This window comes from Methylobacterium dankookense (assembly GCF_902141855.1).
Lineage (GTDB): Bacteria > Pseudomonadota > Alphaproteobacteria > Rhizobiales > Beijerinckiaceae > Methylobacterium > Methylobacterium dankookense.
The window spans coordinates 1-16,215 of the sequence record NZ_CABFVH010000030.1 but is presented as its reverse complement, the minus strand read 5'-3'; the positions used below and the strand labels follow the sequence as shown (position 1 = coordinate 16,215).

The 16,215-nt window shown below is 69.9% G+C and carries 16 protein-coding genes and 1 pseudogene; 4 read left to right on the top strand and 13 right to left on the bottom strand.

What is annotated here, in order from left to right:
- The first annotated feature begins 56 nt into the window (after nucleotides 1–56).
- Together MTDSW087_RS30310 and MTDSW087_RS30305 are read left to right on the top strand one after the other, a co-directional pair.
- Nucleotides 57–539, top strand: coding sequence for a type 2 periplasmic-binding domain-containing protein (locus MTDSW087_RS30310; RefSeq protein ID WP_186383922.1), 483 nt, complete (start codon nucleotides 57–59; stop codon nucleotides 537–539).
- A gap of 28 nt (nucleotides 540–567) precedes the next feature.
- A complete protein-coding gene (locus MTDSW087_RS30305; RefSeq protein ID WP_186383921.1) occupies nucleotides 568–954 on the top strand; it encodes an amidase family protein in 387 nt (128 codons plus the stop codon).
- Between the two features lie 60 nt (nucleotides 955–1,014).
- On the opposite strand, the gene MTDSW087_RS19745 is transcribed toward MTDSW087_RS30305, so the two are convergent.
- From MTDSW087_RS19745 to MTDSW087_RS19725, 5 genes are all read right to left on the bottom strand, one after another.
- The gene (locus MTDSW087_RS19745) at nucleotides 1,015–1,809 is read right to left on the bottom strand and encodes a creatininase family protein (protein WP_144766615.1); all 795 of its coding nucleotides are present in this window, start codon (nucleotides 1,807–1,809) and stop codon (nucleotides 1,015–1,017) included.
- 71 nt (nucleotides 1,810–1,880) lie between these two features.
- Nucleotides 1,881–2,462, bottom strand: a complete 582-nt coding sequence (locus tag MTDSW087_RS19740; protein WP_186383920.1) for an SRPBCC family protein — start codon at nucleotides 2,460–2,462, stop codon at nucleotides 1,881–1,883.
- Between the two features lie 13 nt (nucleotides 2,463–2,475).
- Complete coding sequence (locus MTDSW087_RS19735) at nucleotides 2,476–4,365, bottom strand: hydantoinase B/oxoprolinase family protein (RefSeq protein ID WP_144766613.1); 1,890 nt, start codon at nucleotides 4,363–4,365, stop codon at nucleotides 2,476–2,478.
- A gap of 11 nt (nucleotides 4,366–4,376) precedes the next feature.
- On the bottom strand, nucleotides 4,377–6,428 hold the full coding sequence (locus MTDSW087_RS19730) for a hydantoinase/oxoprolinase family protein (RefSeq protein WP_144766612.1): 2,052 nt from the start codon (nucleotides 6,426–6,428) through the stop codon (nucleotides 4,377–4,379).
- Between the two features lie 273 nt (nucleotides 6,429–6,701).
- On the bottom strand, nucleotides 6,702–6,926 hold the full coding sequence (locus MTDSW087_RS19725) for a hypothetical protein (protein ID WP_144766611.1): 225 nt from the start codon (nucleotides 6,924–6,926) through the stop codon (nucleotides 6,702–6,704).
- A 460-nt stretch (nucleotides 6,927–7,386) separates the two neighbouring features.
- On the opposite strand from MTDSW087_RS19725, the gene MTDSW087_RS19720 reads away from it, so the two are divergent.
- On the top strand, nucleotides 7,387–7,635 hold the full coding sequence (locus MTDSW087_RS19720; RefSeq protein WP_425324727.1) for a hypothetical protein: 249 nt from the start codon (nucleotides 7,387–7,389) through the stop codon (nucleotides 7,633–7,635).
- A gap of 182 nt (nucleotides 7,636–7,817) precedes the next feature.
- Here the strand turns inward: MTDSW087_RS19720 and MTDSW087_RS19715 are convergent, their stop codons facing one another.
- From MTDSW087_RS19715 to MTDSW087_RS19690, 6 genes are all read right to left on the bottom strand, one after another.
- Nucleotides 7,818–8,489 carry a cysteine hydrolase family protein gene (locus tag MTDSW087_RS19715; RefSeq protein ID WP_144766610.1) on the bottom strand — a complete coding sequence of 224 codons (672 nt, stop codon included), beginning with the start codon at nucleotides 8,487–8,489 and terminating at the stop codon, nucleotides 7,818–7,820.
- A gap of 316 nt (nucleotides 8,490–8,805) precedes the next feature.
- Complete coding sequence (locus MTDSW087_RS19710) at nucleotides 8,806–9,660, bottom strand: IclR family transcriptional regulator (RefSeq protein ID WP_186383919.1); 855 nt, start codon at nucleotides 9,658–9,660, stop codon at nucleotides 8,806–8,808.
- Between the two features lie 104 nt (nucleotides 9,661–9,764).
- Nucleotides 9,765–11,063: a type III glutamate--ammonia ligase gene (glnT, locus tag MTDSW087_RS19705; protein WP_144766608.1), complete on the bottom strand. Its 1,299-nt coding sequence runs from the start codon at nucleotides 11,061–11,063 to the stop codon at nucleotides 9,765–9,767.
- A 95-nt stretch (nucleotides 11,064–11,158) separates the two neighbouring features.
- Nucleotides 11,159–12,493 (bottom strand): FMN-binding glutamate synthase family protein, encoded by a 1,335-nt coding sequence (locus MTDSW087_RS19700; RefSeq protein ID WP_144766607.1) that lies wholly within the window; start codon nucleotides 12,491–12,493, stop codon nucleotides 11,159–11,161.
- Nucleotides 12,493–13,182 carry a GltB/FmdC/FwdC-like GXGXG domain-containing protein gene (locus MTDSW087_RS19695; protein ID WP_144766606.1) on the bottom strand — a complete coding sequence of 230 codons (690 nt, stop codon included), beginning with the start codon at nucleotides 13,180–13,182 and terminating at the stop codon, nucleotides 12,493–12,495. Before MTDSW087_RS19695 ends, MTDSW087_RS19700 begins: the two co-directional genes overlap by 1 nt.
- Nucleotides 13,182–14,075, bottom strand: a complete 894-nt coding sequence (locus MTDSW087_RS19690) for a class II glutamine amidotransferase (protein ID WP_144766659.1) — start codon at nucleotides 14,073–14,075, stop codon at nucleotides 13,182–13,184. The genes MTDSW087_RS19695 and MTDSW087_RS19690 overlap by 1 nt, the downstream gene beginning before the upstream one ends.
- Before the next feature lie 285 nt (nucleotides 14,076–14,360).
- Between MTDSW087_RS19690 and MTDSW087_RS19685 the strand changes: the two genes are divergently transcribed.
- The gene (locus MTDSW087_RS19685; protein ID WP_144766658.1) at nucleotides 14,361–14,966 is read left to right on the top strand and encodes a helix-turn-helix domain-containing protein; all 606 of its coding nucleotides are present in this window, start codon (nucleotides 14,361–14,363) and stop codon (nucleotides 14,964–14,966) included.
- 137 nt (nucleotides 14,967–15,103) lie between these two features.
- On the opposite strand, the gene MTDSW087_RS19680 is transcribed toward MTDSW087_RS19685, so the two are convergent.
- Nucleotides 15,104–15,697 carry an OmpA family protein gene (locus MTDSW087_RS19680; protein WP_186383918.1) on the bottom strand — a complete coding sequence of 198 codons (594 nt, stop codon included), beginning with the start codon at nucleotides 15,695–15,697 and terminating at the stop codon, nucleotides 15,104–15,106.
- 417 nt (nucleotides 15,698–16,114) lie between these two features.
- A pseudogene (locus tag MTDSW087_RS30930) lies at nucleotides 16,115–16,215 on the bottom strand (branched-chain amino acid ABC transporter permease); the annotation flags it as partial.

The window sequence follows — 16,215 nt, the reverse complement described above, 5'->3', positions numbered from 1 at the left end:
CGGAGGGCGCCCGAGGGTATTTTCCGTGGAAGTGGTTGCCGGTTCTGCGAAAGAAAATGCAGCTTATCACGACGGGGCGCCACTTCGCCGAGCAGATCGCGCAATCCTTCGCCTTCGCGCTGGTGGATGCGCCCGAGGAACTCGGCCGCATGACGTTCTACATGCTCTGGCACGACTGCAAGCACCATTCGCCCGCCCATGCCTGGCTGCGCCGCACCATCCGGTCGGTCGCGGCCGGCCTGCGCGCCCTCGATCCGGCGCCGGCCTTCCTGCAGCCCTCCGCCGCTTCGCCCCTGCGCATCGGCCTCGTCGTGGAGACGGGCGCCGAGACGCCGACCGACCCGGCGCGCGCGCGGAGGCCGTGGAAGCGGCCGGGCGCGTCCTGGAGCGGCTTGGGCACCGCCTCGTCCCGATGGATTTCGGAACGGTCGAGGCCGCCGCACGCGCCAGCGGGCGCATCTTCGCCGGCATCGCCGCCGTCAACCTCGCCGAACGCGCGGCCCGCACGCGCCTCGACCTGTCGCAGCCGGAGGCGCTGACGCGGAGCATCGCCCGCGCGGAGAGGCGATGAGCGCCGTCGAGATCTGGGCCCTGATGCAGGAGATGGTCTTCGTCAGCCGCGATCTCTGGCGGGTCTTCGACGGGATCGACGGCCCGCTCACGCCGATGCTGTCAGGCGCGCCGAGGCCGCTCGGCAGCTTTCCCACCGATCACGGCGACATCGACCTGCATGTCGGGCGCATGCTCGCCTTCGCGCCGCTCGCGCTGCTCGCCAACGTGGCCGGCTTTCCCACGCTGACGCTGCCCTTCGGCGCGGATCGCGACGGGCTCCCGCTGCCGGTGCAGATCCTCGCGCCGATAGGCGGCGAGGGGCGGCTCCTCGCCCTCGCCGCGCAGCTCGAGGCGGAAGGGCGCTGGCGCCACCGGCACCCTGTTACGGGCCTCGCGACCTAGAGCGCTCTTAAGCCGAAGTGGATACCGGTTCGGCGCAAGAGAGCGCGTCAAAACAAAAGCTTAGCGCCGCTCCTCGTAGGAGCCGCGCAGGGTGCGGAAGGTCTCCTCCAGGGTGTCCACGACGATGTCGATGAAGGCCTGGCCCGCCTCGGCGGTGGCGCAGGAGGGGTCCCCGAAGATCGCGGCATGGCCGGCCGCGGGCCGCGGGCGGCGCATATAGGTGCGCACCGGCTCCGTCGGGGCGACGAGGTCCCAGCCCACCGGGCCGTAATGGGAGCCCGCGAGCCGGTCCATCTTCACGAGCTCCGGCCGGGTGGCGAGCTGGAAGCCGGTCTCGAACTCGCAGCCATGGCCCATGCCGCCGGGCACGGACCTGCGCAGGGCGTGGATCCGCTCGGCCGCCGGCTCCCAGTAGCTCAAGGCCGAGACCTTGAAGGCGTGCTCCGCGTCGAGCTCGTCCACGAGGTGGCGGGCCACCGCGTCGTTGGCGGTGCCGTTCGGGCGGTTGCCGTTGAGGATGATCAGGTGCTCGAAGCCCTGCCGGATCAGGCCGGCGCCGATCTCGAACAGCATGGCCTGGTAGGTCGGGATCGAGAGCGAGACGGTGCCGGGGAAGAACTCGAAGGTCTTCGAGATGCCGTAGGCCACCGGCGGCGCGACGAGGGCGCCGAGGCGCCGCGCCAGCAGGCAGGCGATGTGCTCGACCTGGTGGGTATCGGTATCGGTCGGCATGTGCGGCCCGTGCGCCTCGGTGGCGCCGGTCGGCAGGATCACGGCGCGCTTGCCCGCGATCGCCTCGGCGATCTCCATCTGCGTCATCGCCGACATGCGGACCGGCAGGGGGGTCTCTGTCATCTCTTCGCTCCGTCCTCGTGCGATGTCCTGCGGATGGTTCTCGCGAAGGTCTCCGGGATGGCCCGGCGGGATCAGGCGGCGCGCCCGAGCATCCGCCGGACCAGGGCGGCGATCACCGCGCCGATCAGCGCCAGCACGCCGATGCCGCGGGGCTCGGCCGGGGCGGCGATGGGGGACGCGGCCTGGGCAGCCGGCGCGGCCTCCGGAATCGCCGCGAGCCGGGCCTCCACGTTGGTCGCGAACTGACCGATCAGCACGCCCGCGGTCTCGTTGACGATGCCGGTGCGGCCGAACTGGGCGACCGGCCCGGCGAGCTGCACGTCCGCGTCGATGTCGACGCGGGTCGCCCCCTCCACCTCGGTCAGGCGGTAGTCGAGGGCGAGCTTCGAGCGGCTGCCGCCGCGCTTGTCGACGCCGCGCCCCTCGGCATGGCCGCTCCGGCTCGCCGCGTCGGCGGTGACCTGGGCCTCGCCCTCGAAGGAGGCGCCGAAGGGCCCGAGCTTGATGCTCACCCGCCCCGCATAGGCGCCCCCGCCCTTGTCGTCCGTCAGCTCCGCCCCCGGCATGCAGGCGGCGACGGTGGGAATGTCCTGGAACAGGGCCCAGACCGCCGGCAGCGGCCGGCGCACTTCGAAGGACCGCGTGATCTTCATGGGGTACCGCTCCTCAGGCCACCGGCCGCGCGAACCAGCCCGCATCGGGGTCGGGGAAGCCCTCCGGCCGCGCCACCTTCCCGGCCGCCTTGAGGGCTGCGAAATACGGGCCGCGGTCGAACATGGCCGGGATGCCGCGCGCCTTGGCGAGGCCGGCGCGCTGGGCCTCGGTGGCGGCGAGGTCGGCCTGCCAGATCCGGCCCTCGCACCGGAGCACGACGCCGTAATCGTGCCGGGCCGAGGATTCGGTGACGAGGCCGCACTGCACGTCCGCCACCACCCGGGCCACCGGCCGCGCCAGGGGATCGCCCCAGCCGCCGCCGCCCGTGGTGACCACCCGGATAGTCGCGCCGGCGGGCACCGTGACGGTGTCGCTCATGCCCGGATGGACCGTCTCCTCGCCCTCGGCATCGATCACCGAGACCTGGTAGTTCTCGCCGGCCTTGCCGCCGTTGACGCCGTAGCAGCCGAGCAGCGAGCGGTCGGCGTTCGAGATCAGGCGGCATTCGTCGAGCACGCGGATGCGCTTGTCGTAGCCGAAGCCGCCGCGGTGGTAGCCGGGGCCGCCCGAGCCCTGCTTGAGGCCGAGCTCCTCCACGAGGATCGGGTAGCGCGTCTCGGAGAATTCCGCCGGCAGGTTCTTGGAGTTCGGCACGATGTGCACGACGTCCGAGCCGTCGGCCCAGGGGCGGCCGGGGCTGCCGCCGCCGAGCACCTCGCGGAACAGGTAGAAATCCTCCTGCCGCCGCCCGCCGGTGACCCCCCAGATGCGGATCGTCTCGTGGTCGGCCGGCATCCGCCCGCCGGTGGCCTTGGACAGGCAGGCGGCGAAGGCGCCGAGCGTGCGCAGCATCAGGAAGAAGCGCATGCCGGTGGGCTTGCCGAAGGTCGGGGTGATCAGCGTGCCCTTCTCGGGGAAGACCACGTCGATCACGTCGAGCACGCCCTCGTTCGAGTCGATCTCGGCGGCGCGCTCCGGGGAATCGGCGAGGGAGCGCAGGGTCGGGGCGAGCCACTTGCGGAAGTAGCGCCCCTCGGCCTCGTCGAGGGCCCAGTTGATCGGCCCCTTCGCCTCCGGATCGGTCCCGGTGAAGTCGAGGACGATCCGGTCCGGGGTCTTGATCATCGTCACGCGCAGCGCGTGGAGCCGGTCCTCATCGACGCCGTCATGCTCGATATAATCCTCGAAGGTGTATGCGCCGTCGGCGATCTTCGGCAGGATCTCGCGGCGGAAGACCTCGGCGGTATTCCTCAGGATCTGGTCGAAGGCCGCCTCCAGCGTGTCGATGCCGTAGCGCTCGGCCAAAGCGACGATGCGGCGCGAGCCGAGGCGGGCCGCCCCGATCTCGGCGTCGAGATCGCCCGCGAGATGCTCCGAGAGGCGGGAATTGCGCACGATGATGCGGAAGGCCGCCGCGTTGAGCTTGCCCCGCTCGTAGAGCTTGATCGGCGGGATCATCGTGCCCTCCATCCAGCTGTCCGTCGCGTGGACGGGCAGGCTGCCGGGCACGGCGCCGCCGATGTCGTCGTGGTGGCCGAACACCTGGCTGAAGCCGATCAGGCGCTCGCCGAGGAAGATCGGCACCGTGGTGCAGAGGTCCGGCACGTGGCCGATGCCGCCGCAGGAATTGTAGGGGTCGTTCCAGAAGAAGACGTCGCCGGGATGGATGTCGTCGGCGCCGAAATACTGGAACACCGGCTCGACGATGGCCGAGTAGGACCGGCCGGTGAGCTTGCGGCCCTTGGCGTCGAACAGGGCGACCCGGTAATCGTGCTGGTCGCGGATCATCGGCGAGCGGGCGGTGCGCTCGACCGCCGCCTCGATCTCCAGCTCGGCGGCGCGGATGGTGCCGTGGATGACCTCGAGCTCGATCGGGCCGAGGGTGCGTTGCGTATCGGTCATGGTCTCGCCCCTCACAGGCTCTTCTCGAGGATCCGGTTGCCGAACGGGTCGGCCCGCACGCTCCAGCTCTCGGCGACGACGACGGTCGAGCCGTACTCCTCCACGATGGCCGGCCCGGAGACGGACTGGCCGAGGGCGAGCTCGGTGCGGCGGTAGAGCGGGCAATCGACCCAGCCCGTCCGGCGCCAGTAGGCGCGCCGGCTGCCGAAGGGCGCGGCCGGCGCGCGCGCGGTGGAATCGGCCTGGATCCGGGGCCGGCTCTGCTCGCCGATCGCCTGGATGCGCAGGTTGACGATCTCGACGTCCTGCTTGTCCCGGTAGTGGAAGCCGAAGGTCTGGTCGTGGACGCGGTGGAAATCGTCCCAGAGATGGGCGAGCGCCGCCTCGCCCGCGAGACCTTCGGGGATCGTCACCTGGACCTCGTGGCCCTCGCCGAAATAGCGCATGTCGGCGATGCGCTGGATCCGGATCCGCTCGGGCGCGATGCCTTCGGCCTCGATGTCGGCGAGGCCGGTGGCCGCGAGTTCCGTCCAGGCTCCGAGGATCTCGCCGCTGTCGGCGGCGGATTGCTGGCGCACCAGGGTGCGGATGTAGTCGCGGCGGACGTCGGAGACGTGCAGGCCGAAGGCGCAGAGATTGCCGGGATTGGGCGGCGAGACCACGGTGCGGATGTCGAGGAGGTCGGCGACCTCCGTCGCGAACAGGCCGCCGGCCCCGCCGAAGGCGACCATGGCGTAGGCGCCGGGCTCGCGCCCGCGGGTGGTGGTCACCTGCCGGATGCCGAAGACCTGGTTGACCGCGGCGATCTCCAGGGCGCCCGCGGCCACCTCCTCGGCGGGCAGGCCGAAGCGGGCGCCGAGGTCCTCGTAGGCCCCACGGGCCGCCGCGTCGTCGAGGCGGATCGCGCCGCCGATCAGCGCCGAGGGCAGGCGCCCCAGCGCGATCGCGGCATCGGTGACGGTGGGCTGGGTGCCGCCGCGGCCGTAGCAGATCGGGCCCGGATCGGCGCCCGCGCTGCGGGGCCCGACCTTGAGCTGGCCGTACGGGTCGACCCAGGCGATCGAGCCGCCGCCGGAGCCCACCGTGACGATGTCGAGCATCGGCGTCTTGACCGGGTAGCTCTCGACCATCGACGACGAGGTGTACATCGGGGCGTAGTCCTCGATGATCGCCACGTCCGTGGAGGTGCCCCCGACATCGACGGTGAGGATGTCCTTGTAGCCGGCGAGCCGGGCCATGTGGATCGAGCCGAGGATGCCCGCGGCGGGCCCGGAGAGCAGCATGGTCACGGGCTTCTCGCCCGCGGTGGAATGCTTCACCACGCCGCCGTTCGACTGCATGATGAGGAAGGGGATGTCGCCGGACTTGGCGCGGATCTCGTCGGCGGCGCTCTGCAGGTAGGTCTTGCAATAGGGCTTCACGAGCACGTCGATCAGCGTCGTCATCGCACGCTCGTACTCGCGGTATTCCGGCAGCACGACCGAGGAGAGCGACACGAACACGTCGGGGAACTCGGCGCGGACCAGCTCGCCGATCCGGCGCTCGTGGGCGTCGTTGGCGTAGGCGTGCAGCAGGCAGACGCCGATGCAGCGCACGCCGTCCTCCACCAGCTCGCGCACCGCATGGAGCACCGCGCCCTCGTCGAGGGGCTCGATCTCGGCGCCCTCGAAGGTCATGCGGCCGGGCACCTCGCGCACGAGATGGAGCGGCACGAGGCGCGGCGGCTTCACCCAGAAGAAGGAGTTGCCGTAGCCGTCCGGCACGGACTGGCGGGCGATCTCGATCATGTGCCGGAAGCCCCGGGTCACGACGAGGCCGAGGCCGGCGAACTTGTGCTCCAGCACCGCGTTCGTGGCCACCGTCGAGCCGTGCAGCAGCATGTCGAGGTCGGCATCGTCCGCGCCGACCTCCGCCAGGACCTTCCGCACGCCGTCGAGCAGGCCGATGCTCGGATCGGCCGGCGTCGAGGGCGTCTTGACGGCGGTGATGGCGCCGGTCGTGCGGTCGATGGCGACGACGTCCGTGAACGTTCCGCCGGTGTCGATGGCGATCTGGAGACCCACGAAACCCTCGCTTGATGTCCATTATATGGATATAATATCCAAATGATGCATATGAAAAGGCTGGCGGGCAAGTCCTTCGCCCGCACAAATAATCGGCGCGCGCCGCTCAGGCCTTAAGCAGAAAAGCTGTCCACCGGGCGTCCCGGCCGGATCGGCTCAAGCAACCGGAGCGCATCGCCAAGAATTCCGGCGCATTGAATTCCGGCACATTGAATTCCGGCGCATTGCCCGCCGGGGAGGGGGCGCCGTGCGAACCGGCGTCGAGGGACCGGATCAGCGGGGGCGGCGGCCGCCACGCCGGCCGGCACCGGCCGGCGTGGCGGCCTGTGCGGAGCCGTCGCGGGACCGAGCCGCACCGCGCTGCTGCGGCGCCTCGGCATATCCGGCGACGGAGGTGGCCGCCGGGATCCCGGCGGGCGCGGTGTAGCTCTGGGCCGACGCGCCCGCGGGCAGGCCCGCGATGAGAGCGAGGGTCGCGACGGCGGCGAGGCGGGACATGACGGATTCCATCGGCGTCCGAGGGACGGGTGACCCATCCGATCATCCGAGGTTAGAGCCGCTCCCGATCGCGTTGCAATCGGGAGCGGCTTCAAGTCCTTGTCTTGACGCGCGCTCTTTCGCCGAAGCGGCCTCCACTTCGGCGAAAGAGCGCTCCAGCGGGGCCCGGCCGCATCCGAAGGGGGCGGCAGGACAGCGCGTCCGCGGCGGCGCCGGTCCCGATGCGCATCGCCGGCCTGTGCGCGGGAGCACATGGCGCGCGCCTGCGGCCACGGCCGCGGGCAGGCCCGAAGACAGGGCCAAGGCCCTGATGGAACGAGGCTTTCCGAAATCGATCCTGGATTTCGAGCCGTCTCCGACCGAAAAATACTGTCGTCGCTCGAATCAGGCGCGGCGGATAAGCGGGAACTTCTCTGTTCGTCGCATCTTGTGCGCGTCATCAGAGCAATCGCCCGCGGGGATGACCATGATCGTTCGCCTGTTCACCGGAGCCGCCCTCGGCCTCGTCCTCTCCACCGGCGCCTTCGCGCAGAGCTTCACCGCCCCCTCGGGCATCCCGGCGGCCGTCGCCCCGGGCGGCCTCGACGGCGTGGCGGCCCCGCACAACCTGCGACGCTACGAGGCCTCGGGCCACCGCTTCGTCATCATGCCGGCGGATGCCGTCACGACGGGCTCGACCGCGCCCGGACGGCCCCTGCCGACGCGCTGAGCGTTCTTAAGCCGAAGTGGATGCCGGTTCGGCGAAAGAGAGCGCGTCAAAACAATGATTTGGAGCCGCTCCCGATTGCAGCGCGATCGGGAACGGCTCCAAGCCCGTCGCTCGAACCGGATTCATCGCGTGAGGAGACCGGCGCCCCGGCGGGCTGCCGGTCTTCGCGTTTTCAGCCCCTGTCAGGATCGCCAGGCCTCCAGCATCTCGGCGCCGTCGGTGACGAGGCCGAGATGCATGGCGACGATGCGCAGCGCGGCCTCCTCCAGGTACGGGTTCGTGCCGGCCACGAGGTCGCGCGCCACCACGACCCGGTAGCCGAGATTGGACGCATCGAACGCCGTGTTGAGCACGCAGCAATCGGCGAGGCAGCCGTTCAGGACGAGGGTTCCGACGCCCATGTTGCGCAGGAGGAAGTCGAGATCCGTCGGGTAGAAGGCCGAGAGGCGCTTCTTGCCCGAGACGACGAGGTCGTCGGCCTCGACCTCGGTGACGAATTCCGTCCAGCGCGTGCCCTCGATGGCGTGCGCGTCCGCATTGCCGATGGCGCCGACATGGAGCGGGAAGACGAGGCGCCAGGCCGCTTTGCGGCCGGCCACGTCGTCGATGCCGCCGGCCCGCAGGGTGCTACGCACGTGGATGACCGGGACGCCGAGCCTGCGCGCCTGCGCATGGAAGGCATCGACCGGGGCGACCACGTCGCGGGCGCGCGGCGCCGGGCAGGGGCAGAGCGGATCGTCCTCCAGATGCCCGCGATGCAGGTCGATCGAGACGATGGCGGTGCGGCCCCGGTCGAAGAACTCGGAGAATTCGGGGCCGAGGTCGCGGAGCGCGCCGTCGATGTAGCTCTTCATGGATCCGCATCCTCGCGACGGTGCCGGGCCCTTCCGCCACGGCGTCGGCTTCAAGGTTTTAAGATGTGATCGCCGTGTCTTCCAGGATCTTCGCCGCATGAAAACACATCATGCCCGCATCAATCCTGGCCTTCTCGACCGGCAAATGGGCATTCCGATCGATGATCCCGATCGGGTTGTATGGATCTTCGAATCTGCAGCCGGGGCGCGAGGACGGAAATCGCTCACGAGAGCCGGCGAGGCACGCCGAGCCTCTCGCCGTCCTCTCTGCACCGGCACGATACCGGGCAGATCAGCACAGAAGCCGAGCCGCGGCTCAGCGGCCGTGGCGCCAGCCGAGATCGAGGGAGATCGAGTGGGCGGCGTGGACGAGCCGCTCCTGAAGAAGGTCCTGCCGGCCCTCCTCCTTCAGGATGTTCTTGCGGAACACGAAGCAGAGCGCGGCGACGACCTGGCCGCCCGCGTCGCGGATCGGCGCGGACATCGAGGCGGCGAAGAGCTGCACGTCCCCGACGGTCAGCGAGAAGCCCGTCTCCCGCACGGAGTCGAGGATGCCGCGCAGGGCCTGCGGATCCGTCACCGTCTCCGCGGTCAGCCGCTCCAGGGGGCGGGCGAGATAGGACTCGATGAAGGACGGGGCCGCGTTGGCGAGGAGCACGTGCCCCTTCGAGGCGCAGTGCAGGGGGAAGTGGTAGCCGTAATGGGCCTTGGTGATGTCCTCGTCCACGTGCTGGTGTGAGTAGATCACCACCGATTGCCAGCCGATCCGCTCCACGACCTGGATGGCGATCCCCTCCATGTCGGCGAGGCGGGCGAGGTAGGGCGTCGCCGCGGTGAGGACGCGGTGGGTGGCGAGATAGGCCGAGCCGATATGCCAGAGGCGCGGGCCGATATGGTAGCGGCTGGTCTCGGGGTCGCGGCGGAGGAACTGTGCCTTCTCCAGCTGCACGATGGTCCGGTGGACGGTGGCCCAGGGCAGGTCGAGCGCCCGCGTCACGTCGACGACCCGGCCCGGCGCCGCGGCGAGCAGTTCGAGGACCGCGAAGGAGCGGTCCATGCCCTTCAGGGAGCCGGGATCGCTCAACGGGATGATGGGCTGGCGCGGCTCCGGCCGCCCCGTATCGGCCTCCGGGGTCGCCGATGCCCGCCGGCGCGATCTCTGCACGGTCATGAATGTCCTTGCGGCCCGGAGCGAGGGGAGCCGGAGCATCGCGAGCGGCGACTATCCGACATCCCGGTTGAGCTGTGAAGACCGGAACAGGCCGGAGCTTTGTCTCAGCAATCCAGCGTCGTGTCGCGCTCCCACTGGGTGAGATGCCTGCAATAGGCGCCCCATTCCTCGTGCTTGAGCTTGAGATAGCTCGGGATGAAGGCGCCCAGCGCCTCGTTGAGGACCGGGCTCTCCTCCAGGGCGCGCAGCGCGTCGAGCATGTTGAGGGGCAGGCGCTTCACGCCCTCCACGGCATGGCCCTGCGTGTACATGTTGATGTCGAGGCGGCGGCCCGGGTCGCGCCGGTTGTAGATGCCGTCGAGCCCCGCCGCCAGGATCGCCGCCTGCAGCAGGTAGGGGTTGGCCGCCCCGTCCGCGAGGCGGAACTCGAAGCGGCCCCCGCCCGGCACGCGGATCATGTGGGTGCGGTTGTTGCCGGCATAGGTCACCGTGTTCGGCGCCCAGGTCGCGCCCGAGGCGGTGCGCGGGGCGTTGAGGCGCTTGTAGGAGTTGACGGTGGGGTTGGTCAGGGCCGCCAGCGCCTCGGCCGAGTGGATCAGGCCGCCGATGAAGTGGTAGCCGGTCTCGGAGAGGCCGAGCTCGTCCTCCGGGTCGGCGCAGAGGTTGCGCCCATCGCGCCACAGGGAGATGTGGGCGTGGCAGCCCGAGCCGGTCAGGTCGGCGAAGGGCTTGGGCATGAAGGTGGCGCGCAGGCCGTGCCGCTCGGCCACCGTGCGCGCCATGTACTTGAAGAAGGCGTGCCGGTCGGCCGTGACGAGGGCGTCGTCGTAGGCCCAGTTCATCTCGAACTGGCCGTTCGCGTCCTCATGGTCGTTCTGGTAGGGCTGCCAGCCGAGCGCCGTCATCGCGTCGCAGATCTCGGCGATCACGTCGTAGTGGCGCATCAGGGCCGACTGGTCGTAGCAGGGCTTGGCCTGCCGGTCGGCGGTGTCGGCGGGCTCCAGCCCGTCCGGCCGGGTGAGGAAGAACTCGGGCTCGACGCCGGTCTTCATCTGCAGGCCCGCGCGGGCTGCCTGCGCGATCAGCCGCTTCAGGATGTTGCGCGGGCCCTGCTCCACGGCCGCGCCGTCCATCACGAGGTCGGCCGGGAGCCAGCCCACCTCCGGCTTCCAGGGCAGCTGCACGAGGCCGGCGGGATCGGGCACCGCGAGGAGGTCGGCATCGGCCGGGCTCATGTCGAGCCAGGTGGCGAAGCCCGCGAACCCCGCCCCGTTGCGGCAGGTGCTCTCGATCGCCGCCGCGGGCACGAGCTTGGCCCGCTGCGTCCCGAACAGGTCGGTATAGGAGACGAGGAAATATCGGATCCCGCGCTCGCGCGCAGCGCTCCCCAGTTGAAGCGACATCGCCAACGCTTTCGTTTCGGCCGGCAGCCCGGAGGTGGTCGAGGGCGAGCCGCCCGCGGGCGGCCCGGTTGGACAGAGGGCCCGCAGGCCCGCGCTCAGAGGCCCGTCTTGCCGGGGATCCAGCCGGTGCCGGCGAGCGGCACCCCGGCCATGGCGGCGGCCTCGATGGTGAGGGCCGCGAGATCCTCGGGCTCAAGGTTGTGCAGGTGGCTCTTGCCGCAGGCCCGGGCGATGGTCTGGGCCTCCAGCGTCATCACCGCGAGGAAGTTGGCGAGGCGCCGCCCGGCGAGCTCGGGGTCGAGGCGCGCGGCGAGAACCGGGTCCTGCGTGGTGATGCCGGCCGGGTCCTTGCCCTCGTGCCAGTCGTCGTAGGCTCCGGCCGTGGTGCCGAGCGCCTCGTATTCCGATTGCCAGCGCGGATCGTTGTCGCCGAGCGCGATCAGCGCCGCCGTGCCGATCGCCACCGCATCCGCGCCCAGCGCCAGCACCTTGGCGACGTCGGCCCCCGACCGGATGCCCCCGGAGACCACGAGCTGCACCGCGCGGTGGAGCCCGAGATCCTGCAAAGCCTGCACGGCGGGCCGGATCGCGGCGAGCGTCGGGATGCCGACATGCTCGATGAAGACGTCCTGCGTCGCCGCAGTGCCGCCCTGCATGCCGTCGAGCACCACCACGTCCGCGCCGGCCTTCGCGGCGAGGGCGGTGTCGTAATAGGGGCGGCTCGCCCCGACCTTCACGTAGATCGGCTTCTGCCAGTCGGTGATCTCGCGCAGCTCCTCGATCTTGATCGCGAGGTCGTCCGGGCCGGTCCAGTCGGGGTGCCGGCAGGCCGAGCGCTGGTCGATGCCCGGCGGCAGGCAGCGCATGCCGGCGACCCGCTCGGTGATCTTCTGGCCGAGCAGCATGCCGCCGCCGCCGGGCTTGGCGCCCTGTCCGATCACCACCTCGATGGCGTCGGCCTTGCGCAGGTCGTCCGGGTTCATGCCGTAGCGGGAGGGCAGGTACTGGTAGACCAGCGTCTTCGAATGCCCGCGCTCCTCCGGCGTCATGCCGCCATCGCCGGTGGTGGTCGAGGTGCCGGCGAGCGTCGCGCCGCGGCCGAGCGCCTCCTTGGCGTTGGCCGAGAGCGAGCCGAAGCTCATGCCCGCAATGGTCACCGGCGTCTTCAGGTGGATCGGCTTGGCGGCGAAGCGCGTGCCGAGCACCACCTCGGTGCCGCAGCGCTCGCGATAGCCCTCCAGCGGGTAGCGGCTGATCGAGGCGCCGAGGAACAGGAGGTCGTCGAAATGCGGGAGGCTGCGCTTCGCGCCCGCACCGCGGATGTCGTAGATGCCGGTGGCCGCCGCGCGGCGGATCTCGGACATCACCTCGGGGGTGAAGGTCGCCGAGAGGCGCGGGCTGGTGCGCGGGGCTTCGGGATGCTCGGCCATCAATAGGCTCCGGCGTTGTCGACGTGGAAGTGGTAGAGGGTGCGGGCCGAGCCGAAGCGGCGGAACTCGCCCGGATCGACCTCGCCCGCGAGCCCCGCGGCCTGGAGCCTGGCGTGGAGCTCGGCGCGGTGCACGTCGCGCATCTCCTTCTCGACGCAGTCGGCGCCGAGGCTCGTCACGCGTCCCCGCACGTAGAGGCGCGCCTCGTAGAGCGAGTCGCCGAGCGCCTCCCCGGCATCGCCCAGCACGGTCAGCGTGCCCGCCTGGGCCATGAAGGCCGACATGTGGCCGACCGAGCCCTTCACCAGGATGTCGACGCCCTTCATCGAGATGCCGCAGCGGGCGCCCGCATTGCCGTCGATGACGAGGGTGCCGCCATGGGCTGTGGCGCCGGCCGACTGGCTGGCATCGCCCCGCACCCGGACGAAGCCCGACATCATGTTCTCGGCGACACCGACACCGGCATTGCCGGCGACGAGGATGCTCGCCCGCTTGTTCATGCCGGCGCAGTAATAGCCGGCATTCCCCTCGATCTCGACCGAGACCGGGGCGTCGAGCCCGCAGGCGATGGCGTGGCGGCCGTCCGGGTTGAGCACGGTCCAGTGCGTCTGGTCGGTCTCGGGCGCCAAGGCGTGCAGGGCGCCGTTCAGCGCGCGCAAGGGGGCGAGGCGCAGGTCGAAGGTCGGCATCAATGGCGCTCCCAGGCGTAGACGCGGGCCGGCTCGGGCTCGAAGACGCGGGCCGCCTCGATGCCGGGCAGGCCGACGAGGGCGCGGTACTCGGACCCGAAGGCCACGTAGTCGTCGGTCTCGGCCATCACGGCGGGCTTGCAGGCGATGGGGTCGCGCACCACGGCGAAGCCGGTCTCGGTGCCGACGACGAAGGTGAAGAAGCCGTCGAGGTCGGACAGGCTCGATTCGAGCGCCTCCTTGAGCGAGGCGCCCGCCCGCATCCGCCAGGTGAGGTAGCCGGCCGCCACCTCCGAATCGTTGCGCGTCGCGAAGGCGAGGCCCTCGCGCTCCAGGCGGCGGCGCAGGCCGTTATGGTTCGACAGGGAGCCGTTATGGACGAGGCACTCGTCGCGCCCCGTGGAGAAGGGGTGGGCGCCGTCCGTGGTCACCGCGCTCTCGGTCGCCATGCGGGTGTGCCCGATCGCGTGGCTGCCCGTCATCGCGGCGAGATCGAAGCGCTCGGCCACCGCGCGGGGCAGGCCGACCTCCTTGAAGATCTCCATGCGCCGGCCGGCGCCGACCACCTCGATCCCGCGGGCATGGGCGCCGAGCCAGGCGCGGACCCGCGCCTCGTCCGAGGCGGCGAGGGTGAGCACGGTGTGCGTGTCCCGGGCGGTCGCCTCGCAGGCGAGGCCGAGGTCGCGGCGCATCCCGTCGAGGGCGTCGGCCAGCAGCGCCGGATCGGCCGCGCGCAAGGTGAGCTTCAGGCCCTCGGCACCCGTGCCGTAGACCGCGAAGCCGGCACTGTCCGGGCCGCGATCCGTCATCGTGCAGAGCATGCCGGACAGGAGCGCGCCGAGCCTGGGCTCGAGCGCGCCGTTCTTCAGAAACAAACCGACGATGCCGCACATCCCATTCGCTCTCGCCACCGAACTCTCGGCGTCCGTGCTCGCACGGCGCCGGCACTCCCGTCAACATAGGAGAACAAATTTTTCTCTAGAAGAACAGATCGACCGGCCTCGCGACGGGCTGCCCGAGGGGCGGTGCGCGACGACCCGGCCCGCGACGCGGTGAGCCGGCTCCGCTACAACGGCGGCGCGAGGGCCGCCTCCGGCCGCCCTCGCGAAAATCGCGCCGGACAGCCATCAGGGGAGCGGACGGGAACCATGGAGAGCCGCGGACAGGACGAGGACGGCATGCTGAACACGGCCTCGAACGCGCCCGGGGTCGAGGAGCGTCCCCTGGAAAAGGCGCTCGGTCATCAGATCCGGATCCTGCGGCGGGAGCGCGATCTCTCGGTGGTCGATCTCGCCCATGCGGCCGGCATCTCGCCGGGCATGATCTCGAAGATCGAGAACGGCGCCATCTCGCCCTCCCTGTCCTCGGTCAACGCCATCGCCGGCGCCCTGAACGTGCCGATCACGGCACTGTTCGCGGCCTTCGAGGAGCGGCGCGACTGCTCCTATGTCCGCAAGGGGGGCGGGGTCGTGATCGAGCGGCGCGGCACCAAGGTCGGGCACATCTACGAGCTTCTCGGCGCGGGCATCGGCGGTGATCTCGTCGTCGAGCCCTACCTGATCACGCTCCAGGCGGAGGCCGAGGCCTATACGAGCTTCCGGCACGCCGGCACGGAGATCATCTACATGCTGACCGGCGAGGTGCTCTATCACCATGCCGGGAACGACTACCATCTCACACCCGGCGATACGCTGATGTTCGATTCCAACGGTCTGCACGGCCCAGCCAAGCTGCTCAAGCTGCCGATGACCTATCTGTCGGTGATCATCTACCAGAGGAATTAGGCCGCGCATTCATAAGGCATGCCCCGCTGGAGCGGCGGCTTGACGAGCGCCATACCCGGAGAGCGCGATGAGCGAGGGGGACGGAACCTGGGTCTGCGCCACCGTCCCCCGAATACGGAACGCCCGAGGTTTCGAGTTCAGATCCCGAATGTCGAGCGTGGATTGGCTCGAAGACGGCCGAGATGGAGCGGGCCGAGAAGGGACGATTCCTGCGCCGAGCCCTTCGAATGCGGTTTCGCGAACGCGATGGAGGTGGTCAGTACCGGATCGCGCGCGGTGAGGCTCGATTCCCAGAAATAGCAGGCGACGCCGCGGAAACCGGCATGCGCGGTCCCGTCCTTCGCATCGAAATATTCCGCATCGAAGCTCTCACCGAGACCATTGCTGAAGGTATGGTTCGAGTTGGTGAAGCCGAGTTCGGCGATGAACCGGTTGAGCGCGTTCCTCGCTCGGGTCGTGGACAGCGTCTTGTTGTAGCTGTCGGACCCCGTCCGGTCGGTGATCCCGTAGAACTCGAGTGCGCCGGAGGACTCTCCAAAGGTTTCGCGCACCTGCGCAACGGCCTGCTTCACACCGGAGACGTGGCGCGAGTCGATATCCATCGCATTATTGGCGTATTGATGAAGAATCAGCAGCGCGCCATTTCCGAACGGCGACGGATCCAGGAAGAACTTGGACGGAAGACCCTGGAACGAGAAGCATCCCTTGGGATCATCGAACGGCTTGAACATGGCCACCCCTCCATTCGTCATCCCTTGCAACACGCCGAAGCCGCGGCATTGTAAGCTTGCGCACATCTTCTGCGCTATCACTTTTCCGGAATAGCCTCAGCTCGGCTCCAGCGCGGATGAAATTTGCAGCCATGGCCGCTTTCGGCCGTCACCCGAGCCCAAGACTGATCCCGCGGGATCACCGAAATCGAGAAGACCTGCGCCATCGCGACCACCGCGCGCGACTCGCGCAGCGCGATCGGGAAATCACGAACGGTGGCGATGCTTCGGATCGCGCGTCGCGCCGTGAGGAACGGAGCATGAATTGCCCGTGTGGAACGCGACGGGTGAACGCGAGATCAGCTTGAGAAGCGGGATCAATACTGTTGAGCGCGGTGGCGAGGAGCTTCGTCTGCTCGTTGAAGACGAGGCTCACCCCTACAGCGGTTTCTTGAGGAGCTTGGCGAACAGCCCGACGATGCCCTCGCGGAACAGCAGCACGCAGAGCACGAAGACCGCGCCCTGGATCACCGTCACCC

What these genes read in the sequence shown, in the direction of transcription:
- MTDSW087_RS19735 (WP_144766613.1), bottom strand. Translation starts at nt 4,365, where the DNA reads ATGACCGATACGCAACGCACCCTCGGCCCGATCGAGCTCGAGGTCATC.
- MTDSW087_RS19680 (WP_186383918.1), bottom strand. Translation starts at nt 15,697, where the DNA reads ATGTTCAAGCCGTTCGATGATCCCAAGGGATGCTTCTCGTTCCAGGGT.
- MTDSW087_RS19695 (WP_144766606.1), bottom strand. Translation starts at nt 13,182, where the DNA reads ATGCCGACCTTCGACCTGCGCCTCGCCCCCTTGCGCGCGCTGAACGGC.
- glnT (WP_144766608.1), bottom strand. Translation starts at nt 11,063, where the DNA reads ATGTCGCTTCAACTGGGGAGCGCTGCGCGCGAGCGCGGGATCCGATAT.
- MTDSW087_RS30310 (WP_186383922.1), top strand. Translation starts at nt 57, where the DNA reads ATGCAGCTTATCACGACGGGGCGCCACTTCGCCGAGCAGATCGCGCAA.
- MTDSW087_RS30305 (WP_186383921.1), top strand. Translation starts at nt 568, where the DNA reads ATGAGCGCCGTCGAGATCTGGGCCCTGATGCAGGAGATGGTCTTCGTC.
- MTDSW087_RS19710 (WP_186383919.1), bottom strand. Translation starts at nt 9,660, where the DNA reads ATGACCGTGCAGAGATCGCGCCGGCGGGCATCGGCGACCCCGGAGGCC.
- MTDSW087_RS19700 (WP_144766607.1), bottom strand. Translation starts at nt 12,493, where the DNA reads ATGGCCGAGCATCCCGAAGCCCCGCGCACCAGCCCGCGCCTCTCGGCG.
- MTDSW087_RS19720 (WP_425324727.1), top strand. Translation starts at nt 7,387, where the DNA reads ATGACCATGATCGTTCGCCTGTTCACCGGAGCCGCCCTCGGCCTCGTC.
- MTDSW087_RS19740 (WP_186383920.1), bottom strand. Translation starts at nt 2,462, where the DNA reads ATGAAGATCACGCGGTCCTTCGAAGTGCGCCGGCCGCTGCCGGCGGTC.
- MTDSW087_RS19745 (WP_144766615.1), bottom strand. Translation starts at nt 1,809, where the DNA reads ATGACAGAGACCCCCCTGCCGGTCCGCATGTCGGCGATGACGCAGATG.
- MTDSW087_RS19690 (WP_144766659.1), bottom strand. Translation starts at nt 14,075, where the DNA reads ATGTGCGGCATCGTCGGTTTGTTTCTGAAGAACGGCGCGCTCGAGCCC.
- MTDSW087_RS19715 (WP_144766610.1), bottom strand. Translation starts at nt 8,489, where the DNA reads ATGAAGAGCTACATCGACGGCGCGCTCCGCGACCTCGGCCCCGAATTC.
- MTDSW087_RS19685 (WP_144766658.1), top strand. Translation starts at nt 14,361, where the DNA reads ATGCTGAACACGGCCTCGAACGCGCCCGGGGTCGAGGAGCGTCCCCTG.
- MTDSW087_RS19725 (WP_144766611.1), bottom strand. Translation starts at nt 6,926, where the DNA reads ATGTCCCGCCTCGCCGCCGTCGCGACCCTCGCTCTCATCGCGGGCCTG.